Source organism: Psychroflexus salinarum (assembly GCF_042677225.1).
GTDB lineage: Bacteria > Bacteroidota > Bacteroidia > Flavobacteriales > Flavobacteriaceae > Psychroflexus > Psychroflexus salinarum.
Genome location: NZ_JBHTIV010000006.1, coordinates 1 through 25,169, shown reverse-complemented (window position 1 = coordinate 25,169; position 25,169 = coordinate 1). Strand labels below are relative to the sequence as shown.

The window sequence follows — 25,169 nt, the reverse complement described above, 5'->3', positions numbered from 1 at the left end:
GATTTAGGATTTGAGTTGATGGCTAAACTTTTTTCTTAATGTAGCTAGTTTTGGTTCAATGATCAATTGGCAGTATCTATTTTCTGTATAATTGTTATAAAAATTTTGATGCTCTTCTTCGGCTGTATAAAATTCAGATGCCTTAGAAAGTTTGGTCACAATTTTATCTTCAAAAATATTTTCAGATTCAAGTTCTTTAATTAATGACTCTGCAATTTCTTTTTGAAATTTTGTATGATAAAATATTTCGCTTCTATATTGCTCACCAACATCATAACCCTGTCTATTTAAAGTTGTGGGATCATGAGTAGAAAAAAACACATAAAGTAATATTTTATAATCAACAATTTCTGGATTATATTCAATTTGTATAGCTTCAGCGTGACCTGTTCTTCCCATCACAACCTCTCTGTAGGGTGGGTTTTTAATATTTCCTCCAGTAAAACCAGATTTAACTTCCCCTACACCTTCAAGTCGTTGAAAAACAGCCTCGGTACACCAAAAACATCCGTTTGCAAAAGTGGCTAATTCAAAATTTTGATCTGACATAATTATATTTTGTTGAACAAAACTAATCATATATTAAACATTATTTTTTCATTTAAGGAAATATTAGTAGCTGAAGACTTTTTTTTAATTCAGATTTTATTCTGACTTTTGAATTTCAATTTTGATAAATGATAAAGGCCAAACACATCAGCAAACACTATGGAGAGCTGAAAGTTCTAAACAATATAAATTTAGAGATTCAACAAAAAGAGATTATTTCTATTGTAGGGCCTTCTGGTGTTGGAAAAACTACTTTACTTCAAATTTTAGGTACACTGGAACAGCCAGATCAAAATAAAAACTCAATACTAGAAATAAACGGTCAACAAATTAACGGCCTCAAGAAAAAGGCTTTGGCTAGATTTAGAAATGAGAATATTGGCTTTATCTTTCAGTTTCATCAATTGCTTCCAGAATTTTCTGCCATTGAAAATATTTGTATTCCTGCTTTCATCAATAAAACTTCTAGAAGTGACGCAGAAAAAAGAGCGAAAGAACTACTTGGCTACTTGGATTTAACCCATAGAGCAAACCACAAGCCCAACGAATTAAGTGGTGGTGAGCAACAGCGAGTAGCTGTAGCAAGGGCACTTATCAACCAGCCCAAAGTTATCTTTGCAGATGAACCTTCTGGAAATCTTGATTCTGCCTCTGCAGACAAACTACATCAACTATTCCTGAAATTGAGAGATGAATTTGATCAAACTTTTGTCATCGTGACTCATAATGAAGAACTAGCTGATATGGCAGATCGAAAATTAGAAATGAAGGATGGTAAATTTGTCTAAAATCTATGATTTAAAGCCTTTTCTGGATGAAAAAGTAAACCTATATAATCAATTTAAGTTTATTGCAACAGACCCCATTTCTATTCCTCATAAATTTCAAAAGAAAGAAGATATTGAGATTATAGGTTTTTTGATTGCAACCATTGGCTGGGGCAACAGAAAAAGTATTCTCAACAATGGCGAAAAGCTTTGCGAGATTTTACAGTTTGAACCTTATGACTTCATTTTAAATCATACTGAAGATGATCTTGAAAGATGTAACGGTTTCGTACACAGAACTTTCAATGCTGAAGATTTAAAGTATTTCATCAGGGCTCTGAAGTGCATATACAAAAAGTATGATGGCTTAGAATCGATTTTTAACAAACATCAAACTAGAGATTCTCTTCAACCAGCTATTCATAATTTTAAATCCATTTTTTTTCAACTTGATCATGAAAAAAGAACTGAAAAACACGTAAGTGATCCTGAAAAAAATTCAGCAGCAAAACGCATCAATATGTTTCTACGCTGGATGATAAGAAAAGATAAAAACGGTGTAGATTTTGGTATATGGGAAAGCTTATCACCTTCACTCCTATCATGTCCTCTCGATGTTCATTCTGGAAGAATAGCAAGAGAATTAGGTCTTCTAGAGAGGAAACAGAACGATGCTAAAGCAGTAAAAGAACTGGATGCTAATTTGCGCCTTTTAGACCCAGAGGATCCTGTAAAATACGATTTTGCTCTCTTTGGACTCGGTGCTTTTGAAAATTTCTAAAGTAGGTATAAAACTCTATTTTTTGTATATTGCGAATTGTTGATATTTAGAATCAGTTTAGATAAAGTTTAGATGAAAACCAATTCAAAAAGTGAATCCCAAAGGATTAATGCGCTTAGGTCCTTAGATATTTTAGACACCTTACCAGAACAAGAATATGATCAAATAACCAAACTGGTGGCTTCTATTTGTGATACTCCAGTGGCTCTTATCTCGCTACTTGACGAAGATAGACAATGGTTCAAATCCAAAGTTGGGATTGATTCTTGCGGAACCAAAAAAGAGTTTTCTTTTTGCAATTTTGCCATACAATCTGAAGATGAAATCATGGAAATATCCGATGCACGTGAGGATGAAAGATTTCAAAAAAACCCTCTAGTGAGTGGAAAGGAGCAAATCATATTTTATGCTGGTGCACCCTTGAGAGACAAAGATGGTAATGCGTTAGGGACATTATGTGTGATAGACCATCAACCAAGAACTTTATCCGAAAAACAAAAAGAAGGCTTATTATTTTTAGCCAACCAGGTCAATAAGTTATTTGAGCTCCACTCCATAAATAAGGGATTAAAAAAAACCCAGAAGCTACTCAAGGAGAAAAACAATCAATTAAAAAATTTCGCTGGTGTTGTTTCTCATGATATGAAGATGCCTCTGGCCAATATGATTGTAACTATAGACATCCTGAAAGTAAAGTACAAAAACACTCTAGACGATGCTGGGCTAGATTACCTAAATAATCTTAAGAAATCTTCATTTCAATTAAGCGATTACATTACCAATATTCTTACTCACTACGAAAGTGATAACATCACAAATAATGGTGACTCACTAGAAGTTTTTGATGTGCACACATTGGTAGAAGATATTGTAGAAATGCTCGACATTGGAGATGATTGTGATATAAGTTTTCCAGAGGAAAGTATAGATATTTTCACTAATCGTGTAGCATTGGAGCAGATTTTACTCAACTTGATAGGCAATAGCCTCAAATACAACGATAAGTCAAAAATTGAAATCGATATCGATTTTAAAAAGGAACCAGATTTCTATAGATTTTATGTAAAAGATAACGGTATTGGTATCCCAAAAGATAAGCAGAAAGAAATTTTCAATCTATTTTCAATTGTAGCAGAAAATGATAGAAAAGGCAACAAAGGCAATGGAATTGGACTCTCTACAGTAAAGAAAATGATTCATAATTTGGGAGGTCAAATCACAGTTAATTCTGTTGAAGGCGAAGGAACAACCTTCGAGTTTACAATAGAGCGAACTAAAAAGATTGAGGATTGATGATCTTTGAAAAGCCAGATGTACTCTACTTTCTCTTTTTGCTCATCATACCCATTTTAGTTCATTTATTTCAGCTTAGAAAATACAAAACCACCAAATTTAGCAATGTTGCATTATTAGAACGCATCACATTACAAACTAGAAAGAGCTCAATAATAAAAAAATGGTTGATTCTAATAACCAGACTTTTAGGTTTAATATTCTTAATTCTGGCTTTTGCAAAACCATTCATTCCAAACTCAAATACTGCACTGCAAGAAAATGAAATTGTTATTTATTTAGACAATTCATTTTCCATGGAACTGCCAGGAAAACAGTTGACATTGCTCGAAGAAGCTAAGCAGAATTTATGGGAACAACTCAAGCAAGACCAGCGATTTTCATTATTTACCAATGATAAGTCTTGGAAAAAAGTGACAAAAAGCGATATCAAAGCAGATTTTTTTTCTATTGAATTTGCTCCCGTTCATTTAAGTTTTGAGAACCTATTGCTTAAAGCGGAGTCTATGTTTCAAGAGCAGATGTCTAGCAAAAGTTTATTTATAATCTCAGATGCGCTTAATTTTAAAGATGACATTCACCTGAAGTCTCGCACTGATTTGAATATCAATTTGATAGTGAAATCTCCATCTTCACTTGAAAATTTCAATATTACTTCAGCCCAGTTGCTATCCAACAATACAAGTAAAACCATACAAGCAGAAATAAAATCTCATTCACAAACAGAAAAAGACATCACTGTTTCGCTTTACGATAAAGACGAACTCATAGCAAAAACCAAAGCTAATTTTGAAGAATCTACATCAGTATTAGTGAACTTCGACTTATCCAACAGAGATTTTGAACAGGGAAAGTTAGAAATTGAAACAGATGGAATGTCATATGATAATACTTTGTTTTTCAGCCTAAATAAAGGAAAGAAAATCAGTGTTCTTTCGGTTCATTCTGAATCAAATCAATACAAATCTTTTCTAGCTTCTATTTACCAAACGGACTTGTTTAATTTCAAGGAATACTCCATTTCCAATTTTGATTATTCAAGAATTTCTGAGGCTAACCTTGTAATTTTGAACGAAGTTAAAGAGGTGAATCCGATCCTCATCAGCAGATTAAGGGAGTTTAAAAACAATGGAGGTACTCTAGTCATAATTCCTAATGAATCTACAATTCCAGGAACATTCAAGCAACTTATCAATACTCCTGCTATCTTTCTAAATTCAATAGATGCTAAAAGAGAAATCACCAGTATAAATTTTGACCATCCATTATTTGAAAATGTTTTTTCAGAGAAAATTCAAAATTTTGATTATCCCTCTACTTCCAAATTCATGGACATGCATGCCTCCTTTACACCTATTTTAAAATTCAGTAATGGTCAGTCCTTTTTCGCCGAAAACAATAAAATATTCAGCTTTGCATCAGCTTTAAATACTAAAATTTCAAATTTCACAAATTCACCATTGGTTGTTCCTGTATTTTATAATATGGCTTTGCAAAGTACTCCAAGCCCTCAGCTTTACTCTATACTTGGAGAAGAAAATCTCATCAATGTTGAAGCAAATCTTGGAAAAGATGAAGTTTTGAAACTTAAAAACAAAAACCAACAAGTGATTCCACAACAAAACCGACTTGGAAATTCTATCCAAATCAACACAAAGTACCAGCCAGAAACCTCTGGACATTTTGAGTTGGTTCAAGGAGATTCCACTCTATTGCATTTAAGCTTTAATCAAGATAGAAGTGAAAGTCAGCTCAATCCTATAGATGTGAGCTCCTTGGAGACCAAAACCTTCTCTTCTATTCCAGAAGCATTTAATTCTTTCACAGAAGACAGGAAAATCCTTGAGCTTTGGATTTGGATGCTTATTTTTGCAATCGGTTTCTTTCTAACGGAACTTATAATTCTAAGATTTTTAAATTAGTGCCTATGTCTTCCATACTTTTAAAATCTGCAAAAATTCTCGATACAGAGAGTTCACATCATTTGCAAACCAAAGATATTTTGGTAGAAAATGGAGAGATTACCAAAATAGAAGACTCCATTGAAAGTGCTGATAAAATTATAAATCGCGAAAATTTACACGTTTCCAACGGATTTTTTGATAGTTCTGTCTCTTTTGGTGAGCCTGGCTTTGAAGAACGAGAGACACTTGCCAACGGTGTAACAACTGCCAGACGTTCTGGGTTTACGAGTTTTCTTTTAAATCCAAACCTCAATCCAGTTACCGATACAAATTCGGCCGTAAAGTTCTTACAGCAACAAATTGATACTCAACTTATCAACATTAAACCACTTGGTGCACTTACGAAAAGTTTTGACGGAAAGAATCTTGCAGAACTTTATGACATGAAAATGGCAGGTGCTGTAGGATTCTACGATTTTAAAAAACCTATTGCAGATGCCAACTTATTCAAAATTGCATTACAGTATGTAAAAAGTTTTGATGGTTTACTTTTTTCTTTTCCTCAAGATAAATCCATAGCGGGTAAAGCTCAAGTCAATGAGGACGAATTTACAACTTACATTGGCCTCAAGGGGATTCCAAATCTAGCAGAAGAATTACAAATCGCCAGAGATTTATATATTCTTGAATATACTGGCGGAAAATTGCATATTCCTAATGTGTCCACCAAAGCTTCCGTTCAATTGATAAAAAAGGCTAAAGCTAAAGGCCTAAACCTAACTTGTAGCGTAGCCTTGCCCCATTTATTCTTTACCAGCAATAAACTGGAGACTTTTGATAGTAAGTATAAAATCCTTCCCCCACTGCGAACCAAAGAAGACTCCAAAGCTTTAACAAAAGCGGTAAAGGATAGAATTATCGATATGGTGACTTGCGACCACGAACCTATGGATGAAGAGCACAAAGAACTTGAATTTGAAAATGCAAGCTATGGCAGTATTGGCTTAGAATCAGCATTTTCAGTAATGAATACCTTATTTGGAATCGAAAAGGCTTCAGAATTATTATCCAAACCAAAGACGAATTTTGGATTGAAAACCTCAAAAATAGAGGTTAACCAACGTGCAGATTTAAGCTTGTTCGACCCAAATTCAGAATATATCTTTCAAAAACAGCATCTAATTTCAAAATCTAAGAACAGTATGTTCATTGGCGAAAGCCTAAAAGGAAAAGTTTTTGGAAGCATTTATAACGACTCGTTCTATGAAAATTAAAAAGGAAAGAAGCGGAAAAACCGCAGCTATTGTGGCTTATTTTACCATTTTTGGAAGCATCTTGGCCATATTTCTCAATACTGATGAAAATAAAAATGAGTTTGCAAGTTTTCATATAAGACAGGCTTTAGGAATCAATTTATTGCTGATTTTTATCGGTGTAATTGTGGGTGGAATTCCAGAAAACATAAGTAATCTACAAAGTATAATGATAAGCTCTCCTCTTTATCTGGCTCATTTCATTTTATGGATTTACGGATTTATAGGAGCTGTTTCCGGAAAGAAAAATAAAGTCCCAATTATTGGAAACTTGTGTCAAACCATTTTTAAAAAACTAACTTAATGACAACTAAAGACTTATCTCTGACGCACCTCATAAGACCTTCGAGCTTATCTGGAAAAGCGCCACTCATACTCATGCTTCACGGTTATGGAAGTGATGAAAATGATTTGTTTTCGTTTGCTGGCGAATTGCCAGAAGAGTACATGATTATTTCACTGAGAGCTCCACATTCTATGCAACCCATGGGCAATGCCTGGTATGCGATTAATTTTGATGCGCAGCAAGGGAAGTTTAGTGATGTGGAACAGGCGATTGAATCCAGAGAATTGGTGAAGAAGTTTATTGAAGAAGCACTTGAAGCTTACCCAATTAATACTGAAAATATCACGCTGCTTGGTTTTAGCCAGGGAACTATTTTGAGTTTTGCTTTAGGTCTCTCGTATCCTCACCTGGTGAAGAATATCATAGGTTTATCTGGCTATGTAGATCCTAATATGCTGAAAGCGGGATATGAGTCCAATGATTTTAGCCATTTGAAGATTTATAATTCTCATGGAAGTGTGGACCAGGTGATTCCTGTGGAATGGGCCAGAAATAATAAGGCGTTTCTAGATCAATTGAATATCGATTTCACCTATGAAGAATACCCTGTGGGACATGGGATCAATCCACAAAACTTTCAAAGTTTCAAAAACTGGCTAGCTAAACAAGACAACTAATTTTTTACACCTATTTTTATGCTCATTATTGGCATTGCTGGGGGAACCGGAAGTGGTAAAACTACTGTGGTGAACCAAATTATAAACGAACTGCAACATGACGAAGTCGATGTGATTTATCAGGATTCTTACTATAAGGATTTGTCTCACTTATCGATGGAAGAACGTAAAAAGATCAATTTTGATCATCCAAAGTCCATAGATTTTGATCTTTTAGTAGAGCATTTAAAAATTTTGAAATCCGGAAATTCTATTGAGCAGCCTGTATATTCTTTCAAAGAACATAACAGAACCCAAGAAACTATTACGACCAAGCCCAGAAAGGTGATGATTGTAGAAGGAATTTTGATTTTCACACATCCCGACATCAGAGAGATGTTTGATATCAAGATTTTTGTTCATGCCGATAGCGATGAACGCTTGATGAGACGACTTAAAAGAGATATTACCGATCGGGGGAGAGATCTCGATGAAGTTTTGGATCGCTACAAATCGACTTTAAAACCCATGCATCAGCAATTTATAGAACCAACCAAAGAATATGCAGACATTATTATCCCTAACAATAGATTCAATACGGTGGCGATAGACATAGTTCAAACTATTATCAAGGAAAGACTCCTGTAATTTTAGTAACTTACAACTATGAAGTATAAAGACCTGAAAAAGAAGCCCTGGTTTAAATTTATGAGCAACAAATATGTGTTGGTGCTCACGGTCTTTATTGTTTGGATGTTGTTTTTGGACAGCAACTCGTGGTTGATTCACAGAGAATTGAATCAGGAAATTGAAGAAATCAAAGCCAATAAAGCCTATTATCAAGAAGAAATAAAAAATGATAAGCAGATTCTGAAAGAGTTGGATGATAGTATTGAAATAGAGCGTTTTGCCAGAGAAACTTATTTCATGAAGCGGCCAAATGAAGACATTTACATTATCGAATACGAAGACAGCTTAAAAACTGATAAAGATGAGTAAAAAATTATTTGAAGAGTTTGATCCTGTTTCGGCCAAAGCTTGGAAGCAAAAAATACAAGCTGACCTGAAAGGTGCAGATTATAATGAAACTTTAGTCAATTCTACTGATGAAGGTATCGATATAAAACCTTTTTATCACGCTGATGATCATGATTACGAATTTTCGCTTCCAGAATCACCTTCCTGGTTTGTAACAGAAAAACTTTATCTCGAAAATGTTGACATTACCATTGAAAATGCCAAAGACGTAATAGAACGCGGTGCAGAAAGCCTCTGGATTATCATTCCTGAAGCTGATGACAAGAAATTAAAATTCTTCGAAGCACTTAGTGATGATCAAACTCCACTATATGTTGAGTTTTTATTTCAAGATATTGAGTTTTTAGAAAAGTTAGATACTGTTTTAAAGAAACAAAATAAAAAAATATGGTTAGGATTTGATCCTGTTCACCAGTTATCCTCTTCAGGGAATTGGTTTAAAAGTCAGAAAGAAGATTTTAAAGTGTTTTTAAAAACAATTCAATTTTCAAGTTTTAAAAATCAAATTAGTGTTGATGCCAGACTTTACCAAAATTCTGGCGGTCTTATCATTCAGCAGCTTGCTTATGGATTGGCTCACCTTAATGAATATCTAAACCTTCTGAATGATTCTAATTTAAAGCTGAATTCAATCAACATCAATCTTCTTATTTCACAAGGCTCCAATTATTTCTTTGAAATAGCAAAATTGAAAGCCTTCCGACTCTTGGTGAATAGTTTGGCTAGCCAATATGATTTTGACTTAAAACTTCACATTATAGCTGAACCCAGCAAGCGAAATCATACGATTTACGATTATAATATGAATATGTTACGCACCACCACGGAATGTATGAGTGCGATTCTTGGTGGCGCAGACTGGGTGAATAATTTAGCTTATGATGAAGTTTTTCATAAGCGAAATGAGTTTGGAGAACGTATTTCCAGAAATCAATTACTGATTTTGAAACAAGAAAGCTATTTTGATAAAGTATTGAATCCAGTAGACGGGACCTATTACATTGAGAATTTGACCAAAGAACTAGCTGAAAAAGCTCTAGCTATCTTTAAAACGATTGAAGCTGGAAAAGGCTTTATCCATCAGTTATTCGAAGGGAAAATTCAGAAGAAAATAAAAGAAAGTTCTGAAAAAGAACAAGCGAAAGTCAATACTGGAAAATTTACTCTTGTTGGATTGAACAAATACGAAAACCTTGAAGACCAGATGTCGCAAGACCTGGAGCTTTTTCCGTTCCTAAAACAACATCAAAGAAAAACTCTTATCGAACCTATTCTTGAAAGGCGTTTAGCAGAGAATATAGAGAAAGAAAGGCTAGAAAAAGAAAAAATGAATCCATCTTCAAAATCAAATGCGTAGTATGGAAAGAAAGAATATACAGGAAATGACTTTAAAGTCGGCGTCTCGTAAGAAACAAGACGAGTTATCGAAGTTTGAAACCGCAGAGCAGATTAAAATCAAATCTATTTACTCGAAAGAAGATTTAGATAAGACAGAACACCGTGACTTTGTTGCAGGACTAGCTCCCAATCTACGAGGCCCCTACTCGACTATGTATGTAAGAAGACCTTGGACAATAAGGCAATATGCCGGATTTTCTACAGCTGAAGAAAGTAATGCTTTCTACAGACGAAATCTTGCCGCCGGACAAAAAGGGCTTTCTGTAGCTTTTGATTTACCTACTCATAGAGGTTACGATAGTGACCACGAACGCGTTGTTGGCGATGTGGGGAAAGCAGGTGTAGCAATCGATACCATCGAAGATATGAAGGTCTTATTTGATCAGATTCCTTTGGACAAGATGTCTGTCTCGATGACTATGAACGGTGCTGTTTTACCGATTATGGCGTTTTATATCGCTGCTGCAGAAGAAACTGGTGTTAAGCAGGAACAGCTTTCTGGGACGATTCAAAATGACATTTTGAAGGAATTTATGGTGCGTAATACCTACATCTATCCTCCTACACCATCGATGAAAATTATTTCTGATATTTTTGAGTTTACATCTCAAAATATGCCCAAATTCAATAGCATCAGTATTTCTGGTTATCACATGCAGGAAGCTGGAGCCACTGCGGATATTGAACTTGCTTACACTCTAGCTGATGGATTGGAATACATCAAAAAAGGATTGGATGCAGGAATGGACATTGACACGTTTGCGCCAAGACTTTCCTTTTTTTGGGGGGTGGGCATGAACCACTTTATGGAAATTGCCAAAATGAGAGCCGCAAGAATGCTTTGGGCGAAATTGGTAAAACGATTCAATCCCAAAAATCCTAAATCTTTAGCTTTAAGAACCCATTCACAAACCAGTGGCTGGACACTTACAGAACAAGATCCATTTAATAATGTAGCAAGAACCTGTATTGAAGCGACAGCTGCCGCTTTTGGTGGAACTCAAAGTTTGCATACTAATGCGCTGGATGAAGCTATCGCTTTACCAACTGACTTCTCGGCAAGAATAGCGAGAAACACTCAGATTTACCTGCAAGAAGAAACAGGAATTACTAATACTGTAGATCCTTGGGCTGGAAGCTATTATGTTGAAAAGTTAACTCATGATATAGCTCAACAAGCTTGGAAACTTATAGAAGAAGTAGAAGAACTTGGAGGCATGACCAAAGCCATTGAAGCTGGAATTCCAAAATTGAGGATAGAACAAGCCGCTGCAAAAAAACAAGCTAGAATCGATAGTGGAACCGATAAGATCATTGGCATCAATGCTTATAGATTAAAGAAAGAAGATCCTATCGTTACTTTGGAAGTAGATAACCAAACGGTGAGGAAACAGCAACTTGAAAAACTTGATAAAATCAAAGCAGAACGCAATGATGAAAAAGTTAGACATAGCTTGAACGAACTCACCCGAATTGCTAAAGAAGAAAATGATAATCTCCTAGAAGCTGCTGTCATAGCAGCCAGAGAAAGAGCTACTCTTGGAGAAATAAGTGATGCTTTGGAAAAAGTTTATGGAAGGCATCAGGCCAAAATACAATCCTTCAGTGGAGTTTATAGCAAAGAGATGAAAACAGACAAATCTTTTAGTAAAGCGCAAGCCTTAGCAGATGAGTTTGCAGAAAAAGAGGGTCGAAGACCAAGAATCATGATTGCCAAAATGGGACAGGATGGACATGATAGAGGCGCCAAAGTAGTAGCCACTGGCTATGCTGATGTTGGTTTTGATGTGGATATTGGTCCGTTGTTTCAAACACCTCAAGAAGCTGCTAGACAAGCTGTAGAAAATGATGTTCATATTCTCGGTGTGTCTTCTTTAGCCGCTGGACATAAAACACTGGTGCCTGAAGTTATTGCTGAACTCAAAAAACTTGGAAGAGAAGATATTATGGTCATTGTAGGTGGGGTGATTCCTTCTGCAGATTATAAATTTTTATTTGATGCTGGTGCTGTAGCGGTTTTTGGACCAGGAAGCAGAATAAGTGATGCGGCAATTCAAATTTTAGAGATTCTAAATGATAGTTTTTAAGATTAATCTGATTTTTTTCTTGAGCTTTTTAATAAGAAATTCAGAATTAAAAAAAGGTAAAATCTTAGTTTAGCATAAAACCAATCGCGTCATGGCTATTATAGGAAATCTTATAAAAGGCGTTATCAACCTCAGAAATTCAATTTCTTCTGAAACTGATCACGTCAAAAATCAAAAAGAAACTTTAATTTATTTATTAGAGAAAGCTAAGCATACAGAATTTGGAAAACACTATGAGTTTTCCAAAGTATTAGACTCTGAAAATCCTTATAAAGAATTCAAGTCCACTATTCCTTATTTTAGTTATGAAAAAATCCAGAACGAGTGGTGGTACAAACTTCATGAAGGTAAGGACGACGTGACCTGGCCTGGACATCCAAATTATTTTGCTTTGAGTTCTGGGACGACAGGAAAAACCAGTAAGCGAATTCCTGTAACCGATGACATGATTGAAGCTATTAAAAACGCAGGAATCAAGCAGGTTTTGGCGATGGAAAACTTCAAATTACCTGCCGATTTTTTTGAAAAGGAAATCATGATGTTGGGAAGCTCTACCAATCTTGAAAAAAATAATAATCACGTAGAAGGAGAAATTAGTGGAATTAGTGCAAGTAGAATACCATTTTGGTTCCGTGGTTTTTATAAACCTGGTGAGGAAATTTCAAAAATTGATGATTGGGATGAACGCGTTCAAAAAATAGCCGAAAATGCTAAAAATTGGGATATCGGCGCCTTAAGTGGAATTCCATCATGGATGGAACTTATGATGGAAAAAGTAATTGACTATCACAAGGTTGACAACATTCATGACATCTGGCCTAATTTAAAAGTGTACACTTCTGGTGGCGTAGCTTTTGGTCCATATGAAAAAAGCTTTAAACGTTTAACTGGTAACCCAGTTGAAGTGATTGATACCTATTTAGCTTCAGAAGGATTTATTGCCTTACAGACCAGACCAGAAACAGATTCAATGCAACTTTTGACCGATAACGGAATCTTTTTTGAGTTTGTACCTTTCCAGCCAGAATATATCAACCAAGATGGTTCCTTAAAACCAGACTCTCCAAGTATTAGTATAGAAGATGTAGAACTCGATAAAGATTATGTTCTATTAGTAAGTACAGTGAGTGGTGCCTGGCGCTATAGCATTGGAGATACCATTCAATTTACCGATATAGAAAAAGCAGAAATCAAAATCACTGGGAGAACCAAATTCTTCTTAAATACAGTCGGTTCTCAGCTTTCTGTGAATAAAATGGATGCTGCCATGAAAGAGTTAGAAGAGCAGTTTGATGTAGACATTTCAGAGTATACCATTTGTGCAAAACGTGCTGAGGATGGAGAATTTTATCACTTTTGGTATCTCGGTGCTTCAACCACAGACTTAGATACTTCAAAAGTGGCAGATGCTCTTGATGAAGCTTTACAAGCTGCTAATAAAAATTATAAAGTAGCAAGAACTAAAGCTCTAAAAGGTGTAAAAGTAAATCTTATAAAACCTGAAGTTTTTTACGAATGGAACGCTAGAAATAAAAAGAAAGGTGGCCAAGTAAAAATGGAACGGGTAATGAATGAAGAGAAATTTGAAGACTGGGAAAAATTTGTACAAGAGCATTAATTAGCGCTCTTGTACAATTTGCATGATTTCCTCTGGTGATAAGTAAAACCTTTTTATTCGCTTTTTGTAGTTTTCATCAATAGCTGCATGATCAAGTATAAAATTCTTAGTCTTTAGAATATATTCTTCCATTCCTTGATTAACTGCAAAAGTATCTGCAGCTCGTTCGGCTTCTATAATATGTTTTTCCATATACAAATATCTGATTCCAAACCAAATCAGATTTAAAACACTTCGATTTTCGTAATCCAAAATATGTCCCAGCTCATGCCCTATCCAGCCTGTCATTACATCTGGTGGGACATTTATAGTTTTGAACTCCTTATCAGAAATTTTGAATTTTTCGCTTATAAAAATATAGTATTCTCGTTTTGACCTAGGTTTAAATAAACTTTTAAACCTAGGCTGAGCCTGCATCGTAGATTTTTTAATATCAGATTTGAATTTAAATGTGATCTTAACATCTTTCAATTGTGGAAAATGATCCAAAGCAACCTCAATTTCATTTTTTATAGACTCTGGATAAATATGGTATTTTTGAGCTTTCATACTATAGCTTAGGTGAATTATAAATTGTAAAATAACTAAAATAAAAAGGTTAATGCTTAGTTTTTGGCTCATAAATTAATCTAAAAAATGTACTGAAACGATCATTATTTGCTTCAATAGGAACCCCTGTTACAATACCAATCATTAAATGATCTGAAATCCCCAATCTCATCTGAGGCCTCAAAGTAGTTTCCAAATTACCATCAATTATAATTTTATTGATTTCTAAACCAATAAAGTTACGAGTTCCTGTAATCATATAATGAAAACTCGTATTTATCTGATAGAAAAATTCGTTTTCAAAACCGCTAAATCCTCTTTCCCATACTGGTCCAGTGTAAATTAATGAATGGAAGTTTGTCCCAAACCGTTTAGCAACAACCATAAATGGACTCATTAAGTTTCCAGTGAACAAACGACTCGAATTATAATTGTCAAAAGCATTCATGGTAAATTTATGAAGATAACCTCCCGCCATAGATAAATTGTATTTAGGATCGACAAGAAATGTATATTGAGCAGCTAACTGTAGACCCTCTAATTTACTACTTGGCAAACTATTTTCACCATTGGATACTCCACGTCTGTCATAATAAAATGTAAACGGAAGTTCTACTTCCAACCCTAAACGATCTATTACAGCCCATTCATACTCTATTAAAGTTTCGTATTCTTCGTAATTGTTATTGTCCTTAATACCAAAGCCAAGGTTCCATTCACGCTCCCCTTTCCTAGCTCCGAGATCCCTAATCAGATCAATATAAAGTGGTTCTGCATGCAGAACTTTGGCTGGTAAGTTTTCTTGTTCTTCGGTTTCTGCTATATAAATACTATCTTTTTCTTGTTTTGTAATTTGACTAAATACAGAAGTAGAACATATGATGAATATTGAGGATAAGGCTATTCTCAATGAAAGTTGTGTTGACATTGTTTTAATGAATTTGAGTTAAAATGAATTTTAAAAAATTTGATTTTAAACTCTAAATTCTGGAGGCGGTAAAAATATTTTTGAATGATTTTGACTATATATTAAGTCTGAATAGTTAATAGCCAAACTATCTTTAGTATTAAAATTAAAAGATAAAAAATCAGAACTATATGAGTTATAAATTAGGTCTAGTTGAACTTTTTTTGAAGCTGACTTTTCTGGGAGTTCGTTATCATGTCCCTGTTCTCTTATAGCGTCTTCAAAACCCAAACCTTTTTCAACTATAAGTTCTATAATTGTTTCCTGCTCGTTATAATCTATCGTTTTTAAGTATATATCCGGTGCATTAATACTTGAGTTTAAAAACACAAGTATTAAAAACCCCAGAATGTTTTTACCCAGACAACCGTTTCTTATAAGATTAAACATCAACTATAATATAAATTGAAAATTCTAATTATTCTTCTTCTTGTTAGTAAATCCTCCAAAAATATCTTTAACCTTATCTTTAAGAACCTCTTCTTTGGTTTTAGTGCTGTCTGTTGCAGTACTGTCTTTGCTTTTGCCGCCGCCTAGGAGCTTATTGATTTGTTCTCCAGCCTTATCGGTAATAGTTTGTTTGGCCTTTTCTTTTTGAACTTCAATCAATTTTTGAGTTAAGCTTTGGATGGCGTTCTGAGTATTTACCTGTATTTTAGGATTTTTAAAGCTTCCAGATAAAGATACAGGAACAGCTACATTCATTTCACTTATATCTGTATCGCTAAGTTGAGCTAATTTCCCTCCAACTTCATCTCCAAAGTATTTTGCTGGTACATTGAATTTTAGATTGTAATTCATGGTGTTATCAAAATTATGACTACCAGATACCATGACATTTACATCGTCCAATTTAAAATCAAAATCTTCAGTGCTTATCGCCCCATCTTCAAATTTCAATTTTGCAATCAAATCATTCACCTTCAACTTATCAAAATCAAAAAACTGAAATTGATTATTAAGGTTAGACACCAGAGGCATTTTATTTTGTTCTACTTGGGCACTTATTATTTTGGCCAAAGCATTACCGGAAAGCGATGTATAAATAGGCATTAAATCTCTGGTGAGGTTACCTTTCAATGCAATTTCTGAGCTAGCAATACCATTAAGCGCTTGAGCTATTGGCGCCAGTCCTTTGACTAACTCCATTTGCTGGAAAGCTTCTAAAATCTTGATAGTATTGAGACTCAATTTCATGTCAAAGTTTGGAGAATCGGCAGTAGATACAATGCCGTCAAGCTTAATATTTCCTCCAAATATATCTGCATTGACATTATTCAAAACAGCCTTCTCATCTTTTAAAGCAAGACTACCCTTAGCGTTTTTCAAAGTTAGATTATCATATTTTACACTTTTAGCATCAAAATTTAATAGAATATCTAAAAATCCTGGAATTTTTATAGCTTCGGCCGATGAGCTTGATGCTGTTTCTGAAGTCACTTCATCTTCTACCATAAAATCTGCTACATCAAAACTATTTGATGTGGCATTAAAGCTGCCTTTCAATGCTTGGTCTGAAAATGCAAAACCCAGCAGGTTGGTTAAATCACCAGTCATTTTTAAATCTGTAGAGCCAGCTGTCATTTCAAAATTGTTCAATCTCACCGCATCGGTTGTAAAGTCTACTGTAGCGACTTCAATATGCAGAGGTTTAGCAAGTTCTGGTGAAGCATAATCAAACTTGGAAAGTTTCATGGAACCATTGGCCTTCACATTTTTATAAGCTTCACGTTCAATAGAATTCATATCAAAATTGGCTGTCAAATCTGCATCTAGAAAACCGCTTAGTTCTTGCTCTAAGTCAACTGGATAAGCCTTAGAAATATTAGCCAAGTTCAATCTTCCATCAGCTTTTAGATCTATAAGCATGTTCGAGGTGAGATTTTTCACAGAGCCACTTCCTACAAAACGATCCTCATCTATTCTGAATTTGACATCGTTAAAATTGATAAATGTATCATCAACAAGTCCGGTTTCATTTTTAATCTCTAGATTAAGTGAAATATCCTCCACTTTTTTAGGCAGGTCTGGATATTGAAAAGACGCATTAGAACTTGAAGCTGAAATATCTAACTTGGGGATATACTGCTCATCTACTCTACCTTTTATCAAACCTTCCAGTTGAAAATCGCCTGTTGTGTTGACACCATCTAGGTTACTTGCGTAGGCTTCAGGAATTAAGGCCAAAAAGTTTTTAAAATCTGAAGATGGTGTAGAAAACTGAAGGTCAATATCATTATAATCTTCAAAGACCTGAACGTAACCTTCAAATTCTAAGGGAAGTTGATTTACAACAGCCTCATTATCTAGAAAAGTAAATTTCATGTTTTCTAAATCCATTTCCAGGTCTGCATCTAAAACGATAGAATTGTTCCTTAAATAATTAGTTCCGTCAAAATCAAAAGAAATTTTAGAATCTGTATGGGTTTCGAGTGTAAACACGGAAGCAGTGAAATCACCATCACCAGTATGATTAAAGTCTTTTAGTTTTAAGAATATTTTTCCACTTTCATCTAGATAATTGATTTTAGACGAATTGATTTCGTAATGATTTAAGTTGAGCTGAAAAGGTTCTTCACCTTTAGCGGGTGAGGTTTCACTGGATTCAGAAGTTTTAGCTATATCATAATTTGTATTTCCAAGAGAATCAATCTTTACATTGATAAAAGCTTCGTTCAAATAAATCTGGTCGATACTTAAACCCTCATCTTTAAACAGCTGCATAATTCCCATAGCTAAATCAAATTCTTTCGCATACACTAAAGTATCACCTTCAAAAGGAGCTTTATTGATTACACATACATCTTCTAAACTCAAACTAGCATTTGGAAAATTCCTGAACAAACTTAAATCTAAAGATGACCATTCTACCTGTGCATTCACATTATCGTTTGCTGTTTTCTTCACCATTTTTTCTATGCTCCCTTTAAATAAAATTGGAGTAAGAAATAAAGCAATGATGATAACTAAAAGAACCACTCCTATAATCTTTAAAGCCTTTTTCATAATTAATAATTTAAAGATAAAATTACGTAAAGCCTTTTCCTTTATACCAAAAAAAGAATTAAAATTTAGATTTGTTCAAGTTGAAAAAATTAAAATTCGGTAAGCTCTTCATTTGGTTTAAGCTGAAATTTCTTTCGAAATATATAAACTATGAGATACAAAAAAGGAGTATCAAAAAGCGCTATGAGTACTTTAAAAAGGAAACCACTTAAGAGTAAGCCCCCAAACAAAGACCAGTCCAGTTGGCCAAAAACAGTAAGTAAAAAAACCACGGAAAATGTATCTACAAATTGAGAGGTAAATGTTGAGAAGTTGTTTCTTAGCCAAAGGTATTTTCCCTTAGTCAGTTTTTTCCAGAAATGATAGACATAAATATCGACGTATTGAGCTAATAAATAAGCCATCATGGAGGCGGCGACGGCAATGGTTGTCGCACCAAATACATTATCAAAAACTTCATCGCCAATGGGTGACCAGGTCGTCGAAGGGACTGCATTTGCAACGAGAATAATAAGAAGTGAAAATATAGAAGCGAATATTCCAATAGTGACAACTTGATTTGCCTTTTCCTTTCCGTAAATTTCGCTAATAGAGTCAGTTATTAAAAACGTGATAGGGTAAGGTAAAACACCTACAGATATTTCAAATCTGTATAAACCAAAAAAATCCCAATAAAAGAATTTTTGAAAAATTAGATTAGAAACTACTAAAGAAGTAATGAATAAAGCTGCCAGTATAAGATAGATTCGCTCTGCTGAAAGTTTTTGTAATGCCGTCAATAATATATGGATTTGATATTTACCTTTGTGACAAATTTAAGCTGTAAATTTTTGGAATTAACCAATTTCGCAGTTGATTGTAAATCAATATTCATTAAAATTTTCTTAACAAATTGAATAGCACCATCACTACTTATATAGCTTTAGGAAGTAACCAAGGCGACAAATTGAATTGGCTCAAGCAATCTACTGAAGAAATTTATAAATCAATAGGAGATGTAACGAGAGTTTCAGAAGTATATAAAACACCAGCATGGGGATTTGAAAGTGATGATTTTTTAAATGCTGTTATAGAAGTAAAAACTAGGTTTTCTGCTGAAGTTACTTTAGAAAAACTTTTGAAAATTGAGCAAAATCTAGGTAGAATAAGATCAAATAAAAAGGGCTACCAGGCTAGGTCAATAGATCTCGACATTTTGTTTTACGGCAATACAACTATTGAAACTAATCAACTCACTATTCCACATCCAAAACTTACTGAGAGAAATTTTGTATTGTATCCTTTAGCTAATTTGGTCCCGGAAATGATTCATCCTACTTTAAATCAACCTATTTCATCGTTAATACAGAATAGTAAAGATGATTCGTCTATTGAACCAATTACCGATAAACTTCAACCTAGAAAAGCCGAATTTAGACAGGTGAATTATTTGACAATCGAAGGTAATATAGGTTCTGGAAAAACGAGTCTAGCTGAAATGATTGCTGAAGATTTTAACGGTAAATTGATTTTAGAACGCTTCAAGGATAATCCTTTTTTACCTAAATTTTATGAAGACCAGACACGCTTTGCTTTTCCTCTGGAAATGTCATTTCTGGCAGATCGTCATCATCAATTGATGGACGATATCTCACAATTAGACTTATTTACAGACTTTGCGATTTCAGATTATAACCCCAATAAATCACTTATTTTCTCAAAAGTCACGCTTCAGGAAGATGAATACGCTTTGTACAAAAAGATATTCAATATCATGTATAGTGATGTGCCTAAACCTGACGTTTATGTATATCTCTATCAAAATGTAGAGCGTCTGTTAAGCAATATCAAAAAAAGAGGTCGAGATTACGAACAAAATATATCACCAGATTACCTCAGAAATATACATGAAGGCTATTTAAACTTTTTCAACTCACAAAATAAAATTGATGTGAAAATCATAGATATTTCAGATTTAGATTTTGTTGACAATAGAGAAGATTATTTATATCTACTAGAGAAAATTTCAGAAATTAACACAAAGGCTTCATACTAGCTTTTTCAAAAGTAAATCTGCTACCTCCATTCCTCGGTGAACAGCACCATCCATATATCCAGGAGTTTGAGCGGCTGTTTCGGAAGCTGAAAAGAATAGTCTTTCATCAAAAAAGACCTGTCTTAATCTTGCGTTTCCATTGTTTTGATGCGGCACAAGAGATTCAGCTTCTTCATGGATTGTATATTTTTCATTTCTCCAATTGACATCGGCGTATGTCGAAATAGAACTAGTATTGTTGGAAAAAATACCTTCCAATTGTTTTAAAAACTGGGCTTTTCTCTCTTTTTCAGAAAGCACTGAATAACTTGAGTTTAAAAACCCGACAAGTGCATTTTGTAAATCGTCCATATCGCTGTGATCATACATTTCTTGAATGATTTGATGTTGACTCATCAAAGTACCAATGAATCTTTCGTTTTTCCAAAATCCTGAATCGAATGCCACTGAAAACTTTATGGAATCTGACATCCACGTATGAGTTTTAGATAATAAAACTTTGAAAGATTCAGGTAAACTCGGCTCAAATTCAATAGTATGAGCTAACAATTGGGTAGGAATACTTATGACTAGATAATCAGCTTTAAACTGGTTGTGTTCAGTTTCAACTATAAAATGATTATCGAATTTTACGGAGTTTACAACTTCTTTATAATGGATAGATGCTGATATTTCTTGATGTAATTTATCTATAAGCGAAGACGTGCCTCCTATAATTTTATATGTAGGAGGTCCTTGTTTTGGGATTTGAAAACGTTCTAAGTTCCCTTTGGGTCTAAAATCATAAATCGCTTCTCTTCCATTTTCCTGGTGTTTATATGGAATTTCTAATTGCTTAATCAACGCCAAAAGACTTGTATGCTGAAGCCCAAACCAAGTAGCACCCAGTTCTAAATTATAGTTTTTATCTTTAAGAGTGTAAATTCGACCACCGAGTCTTGGTCTAGCTTCAAGAATTTCTACATCAAAATTTGAGTTTTCTAAAGCATAAGCTGTAGTTAATCCGCTTAATCCTGCTCCTACTATTAAAACTTTTGGCATCTGGTTTTTAATGCAAATATCTATTTTAATATCATGTTTACTTATTCAAATATTGTAAAGTAAATTTAAAATTGACGGTTGAAAGATGTACTTAGCGATTGAACTCTTACTTTCACATCTTAAAACAATTTTGAGAAAAAACTCTTAATTGTTTAAATTAGTTTTATGGCATCTAAACTCAAACAAGATATTATTAAAAAGATAGAAGTTGAAAAAATAAAAGTTTCAAACTTATATCGAATTAAAAGTGAAACTGTAAAATTTACAGAACAGCTTTTTTTAACTCTTTTCGATAAAGAAACAGATGTTACTACTGGTATGAACGAATTGGAAAAGCAATTCAAAAATCTGGCAGATTTAGTTTGCTTTAAGGAAGAAGATCCTTGTCGAGAAATTTGGACAGATTTCATGAAAAAACTACCCGATATTCTCCAGAAACTGAATAACGACGCTTGCTTTATTAAAGAAAATGATCCTGCAGCCAATTCAATAGATGAAGTATACTTGGCTTATCCCGGATTTTACGCTATAGCAATTTACAGATTAAGTCATGCTTTACTAGAATTTGGTTTACCCATCGTGCCACGGTTAATGTCTGAATGTGCTCACACTTCAACTGGAACCGATATCAATCCCGGAGCTAAAATTGGAAATCCATTTTTTATAGATCATGCTACAGGTGTTGTTATTGGTGAAACTTCAGAAATTGAGGACAGAGTGAAAATATATCAGGGAGTTACACTCGGAGCTTTATCGGTGGATAAAACTTTGAAACACCAGAAAAGACACCCTACCATTAAAAGCGATGTTACCATTTATGCTAACGCTACCATTCTTGGTGGTAAAACTGTTATTGGTGAAGGCTCAACTATCGGTGGAAATGTTTGGTTAACCAAATCCATACCTGGTCATTCCACTGTTTCACATAAATCTATGGTAAAAATAAACGAAAATAAAAATCATGAGTAAAAGCATATTAAACCTTATAGGAAATACGCCAATAGTAGAGGCTAAAACTTTAGTAAAAAATCCGAATGTCAAGTTATATCTAAAATTAGAAGGTCAAAACCCTGGAGGAAGTGTCAAAGATCGTGCGGCCTATAATATGATCAAATCAGCAATGAAACGTGGTGACATTGATCGAAACACTAAACTTATAGAACCTACAAGTGGAAATACGGGAATTGCGCTTGCTATGGTCGCAGGAATTTTTGGATTGGACATTGAATTAGTAATGCCAGAAAATGCGACTCAAGAACGGGTGCAAACCATGATGGCTTATGGAGCTAAAGTTACACTTACCGATGGTGATAAGGGAATTATGTATTCCAGAGATTATGCCGAAGAAAAAGTAGAGAGCGGGAATTACTATATGTTCAATCAGTTTGCAAATGAAGACAACTGGAAAGCTCATTACAAAACTACAGGGCCTGAAGTCTGGCGTGACACTAATCAAAAAATAACGCATTTTGTATCTTCCATGGGGACTACAGGTACCATTATGGGAACTTCGAGGTTTCTAAAAGAGAAAAACAAAGATATTCAACTTGTGGGTGTTCATCCAGCTGAAGGAACAAAAATTCCAGGTATTCGAAAATGGCCTGATGAATATCTACCTAAAATATATGACCCAAAACGAGTAGATCATATTTATGAAGTCAATGAAGATGAGTCTAGAGAAATGGCTAGGTATCTGGCTGAAAAAGAAGGCATCTTTTCTGGAATGAGCTCTGGTGGTGCTACAGCTGCTGCGGTAAAGCTTTGTGAAAGCCTGGAACAAGGTGTCGTTGTTAGCATTATATGTGACAGAGGTGACCGTTATTTATCATCTGACTTGTTTGAATCCTAACATTTGAACAGGATAAATGTTAAAATTTAAAGACTTATAAGAGATTCATTCTTAAAATTCATTTAAAAACTTAAATTTCGCCACTTAACGCATAAATAAACGTCTATGCATAATGTATTTATAAGTGGAACTGGTGCTTATGTGCCGCCAAAAGTAGTCCCTAATTCGTTTTTTGAAAAAGTTGGCTCTTCAGATGAGTGGATTTTTAACAAACTTGGAATTAAAGAACGTCGCATTGTTGAAGATGAAACAACTAGTGATCTTGCTTACAAAGCAGGATTGGATGCAGTAGAAAATGCAAATTTAAAAGTTGAGGATATTGATCTTATAATTGTAGCAACTACAACTCCAGACCGACAAGCTCCATCTTGTGCGTGTTTTGTACAGGAAAAAATGAAAGCTTTTAATGCTGTAGCTTTTGATGTTGCCGCTGTATGCTCTGGAGCATTGTTCACAATTTCTGTAGGACATCAGTTTGTAAAAAATGGGGTTTATAATAATGTATTGGTCATTGGTGCAGATACGTTTTCAAATATTATAGATTGGGAACGCAGAGATTCTGTATTTTTTGGGGATGGAGCTGGTGCCTTAGTTTTGAGTAAAACTGAAGAAGACAAAGGCTTCATTGATTTCAATTTACATTCTGATGGACGTGGAAAAGAGCATTTCACTATTCCGGGTGGAGGTTCTGAAACTCCCGCTTCAAACGAAACCATAGAGAACAGAATGCATTATTTCCAGATGAATGGAAAAGAGGTTTTTGATACGGCAACCGAAGTTGTTCCGGAGTCTATAAATGAACTTTTAGAAAAGACAAATACTTCAGTTGAAGATATTAGTTTTATGATTCCACACCAGCCTAGCATTGGAATCTTAAAAACTATTGCAAAAAAAATCGATATGCCCTTTGAAAAAGTGATGACTAATATGGATAGGTATGCCAATACTTCTGGTGCTACGATTCCTTTAGTATTAGACGAGGTACATAAAGCAAACAAATTTAAGGAAAGTGATTTACTCTTGTTTGCAGCCGTCGGAGCTGGCTGGACTTGGGGAACTGCACTTTATAAATGGTAAATAAAATTCAAAAAATGCTAAAAGGAAAAACATATCTCATCACAGGAATTGCAGATGAACATTCACTAGCCATGTATGTGGCAAAAAAAATAAAAGAAAACGGAGGTGAGGTTATATGTACAGGTTTAGGTGTGAGTAAATTTCACGAAGACTTATCAGACAAGGCTAAATCCTTCTTAAATCAAAATTTTAAAGATTTTCAAGATAGTGTTCATCAAGAATTAGGAAAAGACACACCAACAGAAATTTTAGATGTGTCCTTAGAAAAAAGCATAGAAGATTTCTGCGAGACATTAAAGTCTAAAGGAATGAAAGTTGACGGCTTTTTACATGCAATAGCTATGGATAAAACCATTAGAAATAAAGTAGTTAAGCCTCTATTGGATGTCACTTTTAAAGAGTTTTGTGACACCATGGAAGTGTCAGCTTTTTCCTTGATAAGCCTTACAAGCCATCTTTTCAAAAATAACCTTTTGAATGCCGATGCATCCATTTGTTCTCTGAGTTATATTGCTGCTTCAAAAGTCACTTTTCACCCCTACCGAAATATCAGCATCGCGAAAGCAGCTTTGGAACGGATAACTGTTGAACTTGCCGATGAAATGGGTAGAAAAAACGGCACGCGGGTGAACTGCATTAGGTTTTCCCCTTATATGGGAAGTAAAGCTGGGAATGCAACGCTAAACCAAAAAGATGTCGAACACGCACATCGCAAGAGTCCTCTGGGTAATGCTCTGCCAGAAGATTTAGCGCATGAAGTATTACACCTGTTAAGACCTAACGGCAGAATTACCGGTGAAATAAGGCACGTGGACGGAGGGTATAATATTATGGGTTAATAGTAATATAATGTACGTCCCTGATATAGGTTGACCACTTAAAGTCAATTTATATGAAAGCCAATGTAAAATTAATTCAAAAGCAGCGTAGTTTTTCGGAAGAGTTTAAGCGTTCC

General features: G+C 34.5%; 24 protein-coding genes. 17 read left to right on the top strand and 7 right to left on the bottom strand.

The window, feature by feature from the left end:
• Window positions 1-3: 3 nt before the first annotated feature.
• Window positions 4-549: a peptide-methionine (S)-S-oxide reductase MsrA gene (gene msrA, locus ACFQ0R_RS05940; RefSeq protein ID WP_379657473.1), complete on the bottom strand. Its 546-nt coding sequence runs from the start codon at window positions 547-549 to the stop codon at window positions 4-6.
• 128 nt (window positions 550-677) lie between these two features.
• On the opposite strand from msrA, the gene ACFQ0R_RS05935 reads away from it, so the two are divergent.
• From ACFQ0R_RS05935 to ACFQ0R_RS05880, 12 genes are all read left to right on the top strand, one after another.
• Window positions 678-1,337, top strand: a complete 660-nt coding sequence (locus ACFQ0R_RS05935; protein ID WP_379657472.1) for an ABC transporter ATP-binding protein — start codon at window positions 678-680, stop codon at window positions 1,335-1,337.
• The gene (locus tag ACFQ0R_RS05930; RefSeq protein ID WP_379657471.1) at window positions 1,321-2,097 is read left to right on the top strand and encodes a TIGR02757 family protein; all 777 of its coding nucleotides are present in this window, start codon (window positions 1,321-1,323) and stop codon (window positions 2,095-2,097) included. The genes ACFQ0R_RS05935 and ACFQ0R_RS05930 overlap by 17 nt, the downstream gene beginning before the upstream one ends.
• Window positions 2,098-2,169: 72 nt before the next feature.
• The gene (locus ACFQ0R_RS05925; protein WP_379657470.1) at window positions 2,170-3,390 is read left to right on the top strand and encodes a sensor histidine kinase; all 1,221 of its coding nucleotides are present in this window, start codon (window positions 2,170-2,172) and stop codon (window positions 3,388-3,390) included.
• Window positions 3,390-5,312: a BatA domain-containing protein gene (locus tag ACFQ0R_RS05920; RefSeq protein WP_379657469.1), complete on the top strand. Its 1,923-nt coding sequence runs from the start codon at window positions 3,390-3,392 to the stop codon at window positions 5,310-5,312. The genes ACFQ0R_RS05925 and ACFQ0R_RS05920 overlap by 1 nt, the downstream gene beginning before the upstream one ends.
• 5 nt (window positions 5,313-5,317) lie before the next feature.
• The gene (locus tag ACFQ0R_RS05915; RefSeq protein WP_379657468.1) at window positions 5,318-6,568 is read left to right on the top strand and encodes a dihydroorotase; all 1,251 of its coding nucleotides are present in this window, start codon (window positions 5,318-5,320) and stop codon (window positions 6,566-6,568) included.
• On the top strand, window positions 6,558-6,911 hold the full coding sequence (locus tag ACFQ0R_RS05910) for a DUF4870 domain-containing protein (protein ID WP_379657467.1): 354 nt from the start codon (window positions 6,558-6,560) through the stop codon (window positions 6,909-6,911). Before ACFQ0R_RS05915 ends, ACFQ0R_RS05910 begins: the two co-directional genes overlap by 11 nt.
• Entirely contained in the window at window positions 6,911-7,570 is a 660-nt protein-coding gene (locus ACFQ0R_RS05905; protein WP_379657466.1) for an alpha/beta hydrolase, read from the top strand. Before ACFQ0R_RS05910 ends, ACFQ0R_RS05905 begins: the two co-directional genes overlap by 1 nt.
• 18 nt (window positions 7,571-7,588) lie before the next feature.
• A complete protein-coding gene (gene udk / locus ACFQ0R_RS05900; RefSeq protein ID WP_379657465.1) occupies window positions 7,589-8,197 on the top strand; it encodes a uridine kinase in 609 nt (202 codons plus the stop codon).
• A gap of 18 nt (window positions 8,198-8,215) precedes the next feature.
• Window positions 8,216-8,548, top strand: coding sequence for an FtsB family cell division protein (locus ACFQ0R_RS05895; RefSeq protein ID WP_379657464.1), 333 nt, complete (start codon window positions 8,216-8,218; stop codon window positions 8,546-8,548).
• The gene (locus tag ACFQ0R_RS05890) at window positions 8,541-9,944 is read left to right on the top strand and encodes a methylmalonyl-CoA mutase subunit beta (RefSeq protein ID WP_379657463.1); all 1,404 of its coding nucleotides are present in this window, start codon (window positions 8,541-8,543) and stop codon (window positions 9,942-9,944) included. The genes ACFQ0R_RS05895 and ACFQ0R_RS05890 overlap by 8 nt, the downstream gene beginning before the upstream one ends.
• 1 nt (window position 9,945) lies before the next feature.
• Window positions 9,946-12,072 carry a methylmalonyl-CoA mutase gene (gene scpA, locus ACFQ0R_RS05885; protein WP_379657462.1) on the top strand — a complete coding sequence of 709 codons (2,127 nt, stop codon included), beginning with the start codon at window positions 9,946-9,948 and terminating at the stop codon, window positions 12,070-12,072.
• Window positions 12,073-12,163: 91 nt separating this feature from the next.
• Window positions 12,164-13,690 (top strand): GH3 family domain-containing protein, encoded by a 1,527-nt coding sequence (locus ACFQ0R_RS05880; protein WP_379657461.1) that lies wholly within the window; start codon window positions 12,164-12,166, stop codon window positions 13,688-13,690.
• Here the strand turns inward: ACFQ0R_RS05880 and ACFQ0R_RS05875 are convergent, their stop codons facing one another.
• The 5 genes from ACFQ0R_RS05875 to ACFQ0R_RS05855 all read right to left on the bottom strand — a co-directional run bounded on the left by ACFQ0R_RS05875 (window position 13,691) and on the right by ACFQ0R_RS05855 (window position 18,991).
• On the bottom strand, window positions 13,691-14,239 hold the full coding sequence (locus ACFQ0R_RS05875; protein ID WP_379657460.1) for a hypothetical protein: 549 nt from the start codon (window positions 14,237-14,239) through the stop codon (window positions 13,691-13,693).
• 49 nt (window positions 14,240-14,288) lie between these two features.
• The gene (locus ACFQ0R_RS05870) at window positions 14,289-15,167 is read right to left on the bottom strand and encodes an HAEPLYID family protein (RefSeq protein WP_379657459.1); all 879 of its coding nucleotides are present in this window, start codon (window positions 15,165-15,167) and stop codon (window positions 14,289-14,291) included.
• Window positions 15,168-15,212: 45 nt separating this feature from the next.
• Window positions 15,213-15,596, bottom strand: a complete 384-nt coding sequence (locus ACFQ0R_RS05865; RefSeq protein WP_379657458.1) for a hypothetical protein — start codon at window positions 15,594-15,596, stop codon at window positions 15,213-15,215.
• A 24-nt stretch (window positions 15,597-15,620) separates the two neighbouring features.
• Complete coding sequence (locus ACFQ0R_RS05860) at window positions 15,621-18,212, bottom strand: AsmA-like C-terminal region-containing protein (protein ID WP_379657457.1); 2,592 nt, start codon at window positions 18,210-18,212, stop codon at window positions 15,621-15,623.
• A gap of 89 nt (window positions 18,213-18,301) precedes the next feature.
• Window positions 18,302-18,991: a queuosine precursor transporter gene (locus ACFQ0R_RS05855; protein WP_379657456.1), complete on the bottom strand. Its 690-nt coding sequence runs from the start codon at window positions 18,989-18,991 to the stop codon at window positions 18,302-18,304.
• A gap of 113 nt (window positions 18,992-19,104) precedes the next feature.
• On the opposite strand from ACFQ0R_RS05855, the gene folK reads away from it, so the two are divergent.
• Window positions 19,105-20,247, top strand: a complete 1,143-nt coding sequence (gene folK / locus ACFQ0R_RS05850) for a 2-amino-4-hydroxy-6-hydroxymethyldihydropteridine diphosphokinase (RefSeq protein WP_379657455.1) — start codon at window positions 19,105-19,107, stop codon at window positions 20,245-20,247.
• On the opposite strand, the gene ACFQ0R_RS05845 is transcribed toward folK, so the two are convergent.
• On the bottom strand, window positions 20,239-21,288 hold the full coding sequence (locus ACFQ0R_RS05845) for a flavin monoamine oxidase family protein (RefSeq protein WP_379657454.1): 1,050 nt from the start codon (window positions 21,286-21,288) through the stop codon (window positions 20,239-20,241). The genes folK and ACFQ0R_RS05845 overlap by 9 nt on opposite strands.
• A 165-nt stretch (window positions 21,289-21,453) precedes the next feature.
• Here ACFQ0R_RS05845 and ACFQ0R_RS05840 point away from each other — a divergent pair, with 165 nt between their 5' ends.
• The 4 genes from ACFQ0R_RS05840 (at window position 21,454) to ACFQ0R_RS05825 (ending at window position 25,053) form a co-directional block, all read left to right on the top strand.
• Window positions 21,454-22,257: a serine O-acetyltransferase gene (locus ACFQ0R_RS05840; RefSeq protein WP_379657453.1), complete on the top strand. Its 804-nt coding sequence runs from the start codon at window positions 21,454-21,456 to the stop codon at window positions 22,255-22,257.
• Window positions 22,250-23,137, top strand: coding sequence for a cysteine synthase CysM (gene cysM, locus ACFQ0R_RS05835; RefSeq protein WP_379657452.1), 888 nt, complete (start codon window positions 22,250-22,252; stop codon window positions 23,135-23,137). Before ACFQ0R_RS05840 ends, cysM begins: the two co-directional genes overlap by 8 nt.
• 105 nt (window positions 23,138-23,242) lie before the next feature.
• Window positions 23,243-24,214 (top strand): 3-oxoacyl-ACP synthase III family protein, encoded by a 972-nt coding sequence (locus tag ACFQ0R_RS05830; protein ID WP_379657451.1) that lies wholly within the window; start codon window positions 23,243-23,245, stop codon window positions 24,212-24,214.
• Window positions 24,215-24,228: 14 nt separating this feature from the next.
• On the top strand, window positions 24,229-25,053 hold the full coding sequence (locus ACFQ0R_RS05825; RefSeq protein WP_379657450.1) for an SDR family oxidoreductase: 825 nt from the start codon (window positions 24,229-24,231) through the stop codon (window positions 25,051-25,053).
• The last annotated feature ends 116 nt before the right edge of the window (window positions 25,054-25,169 follow it).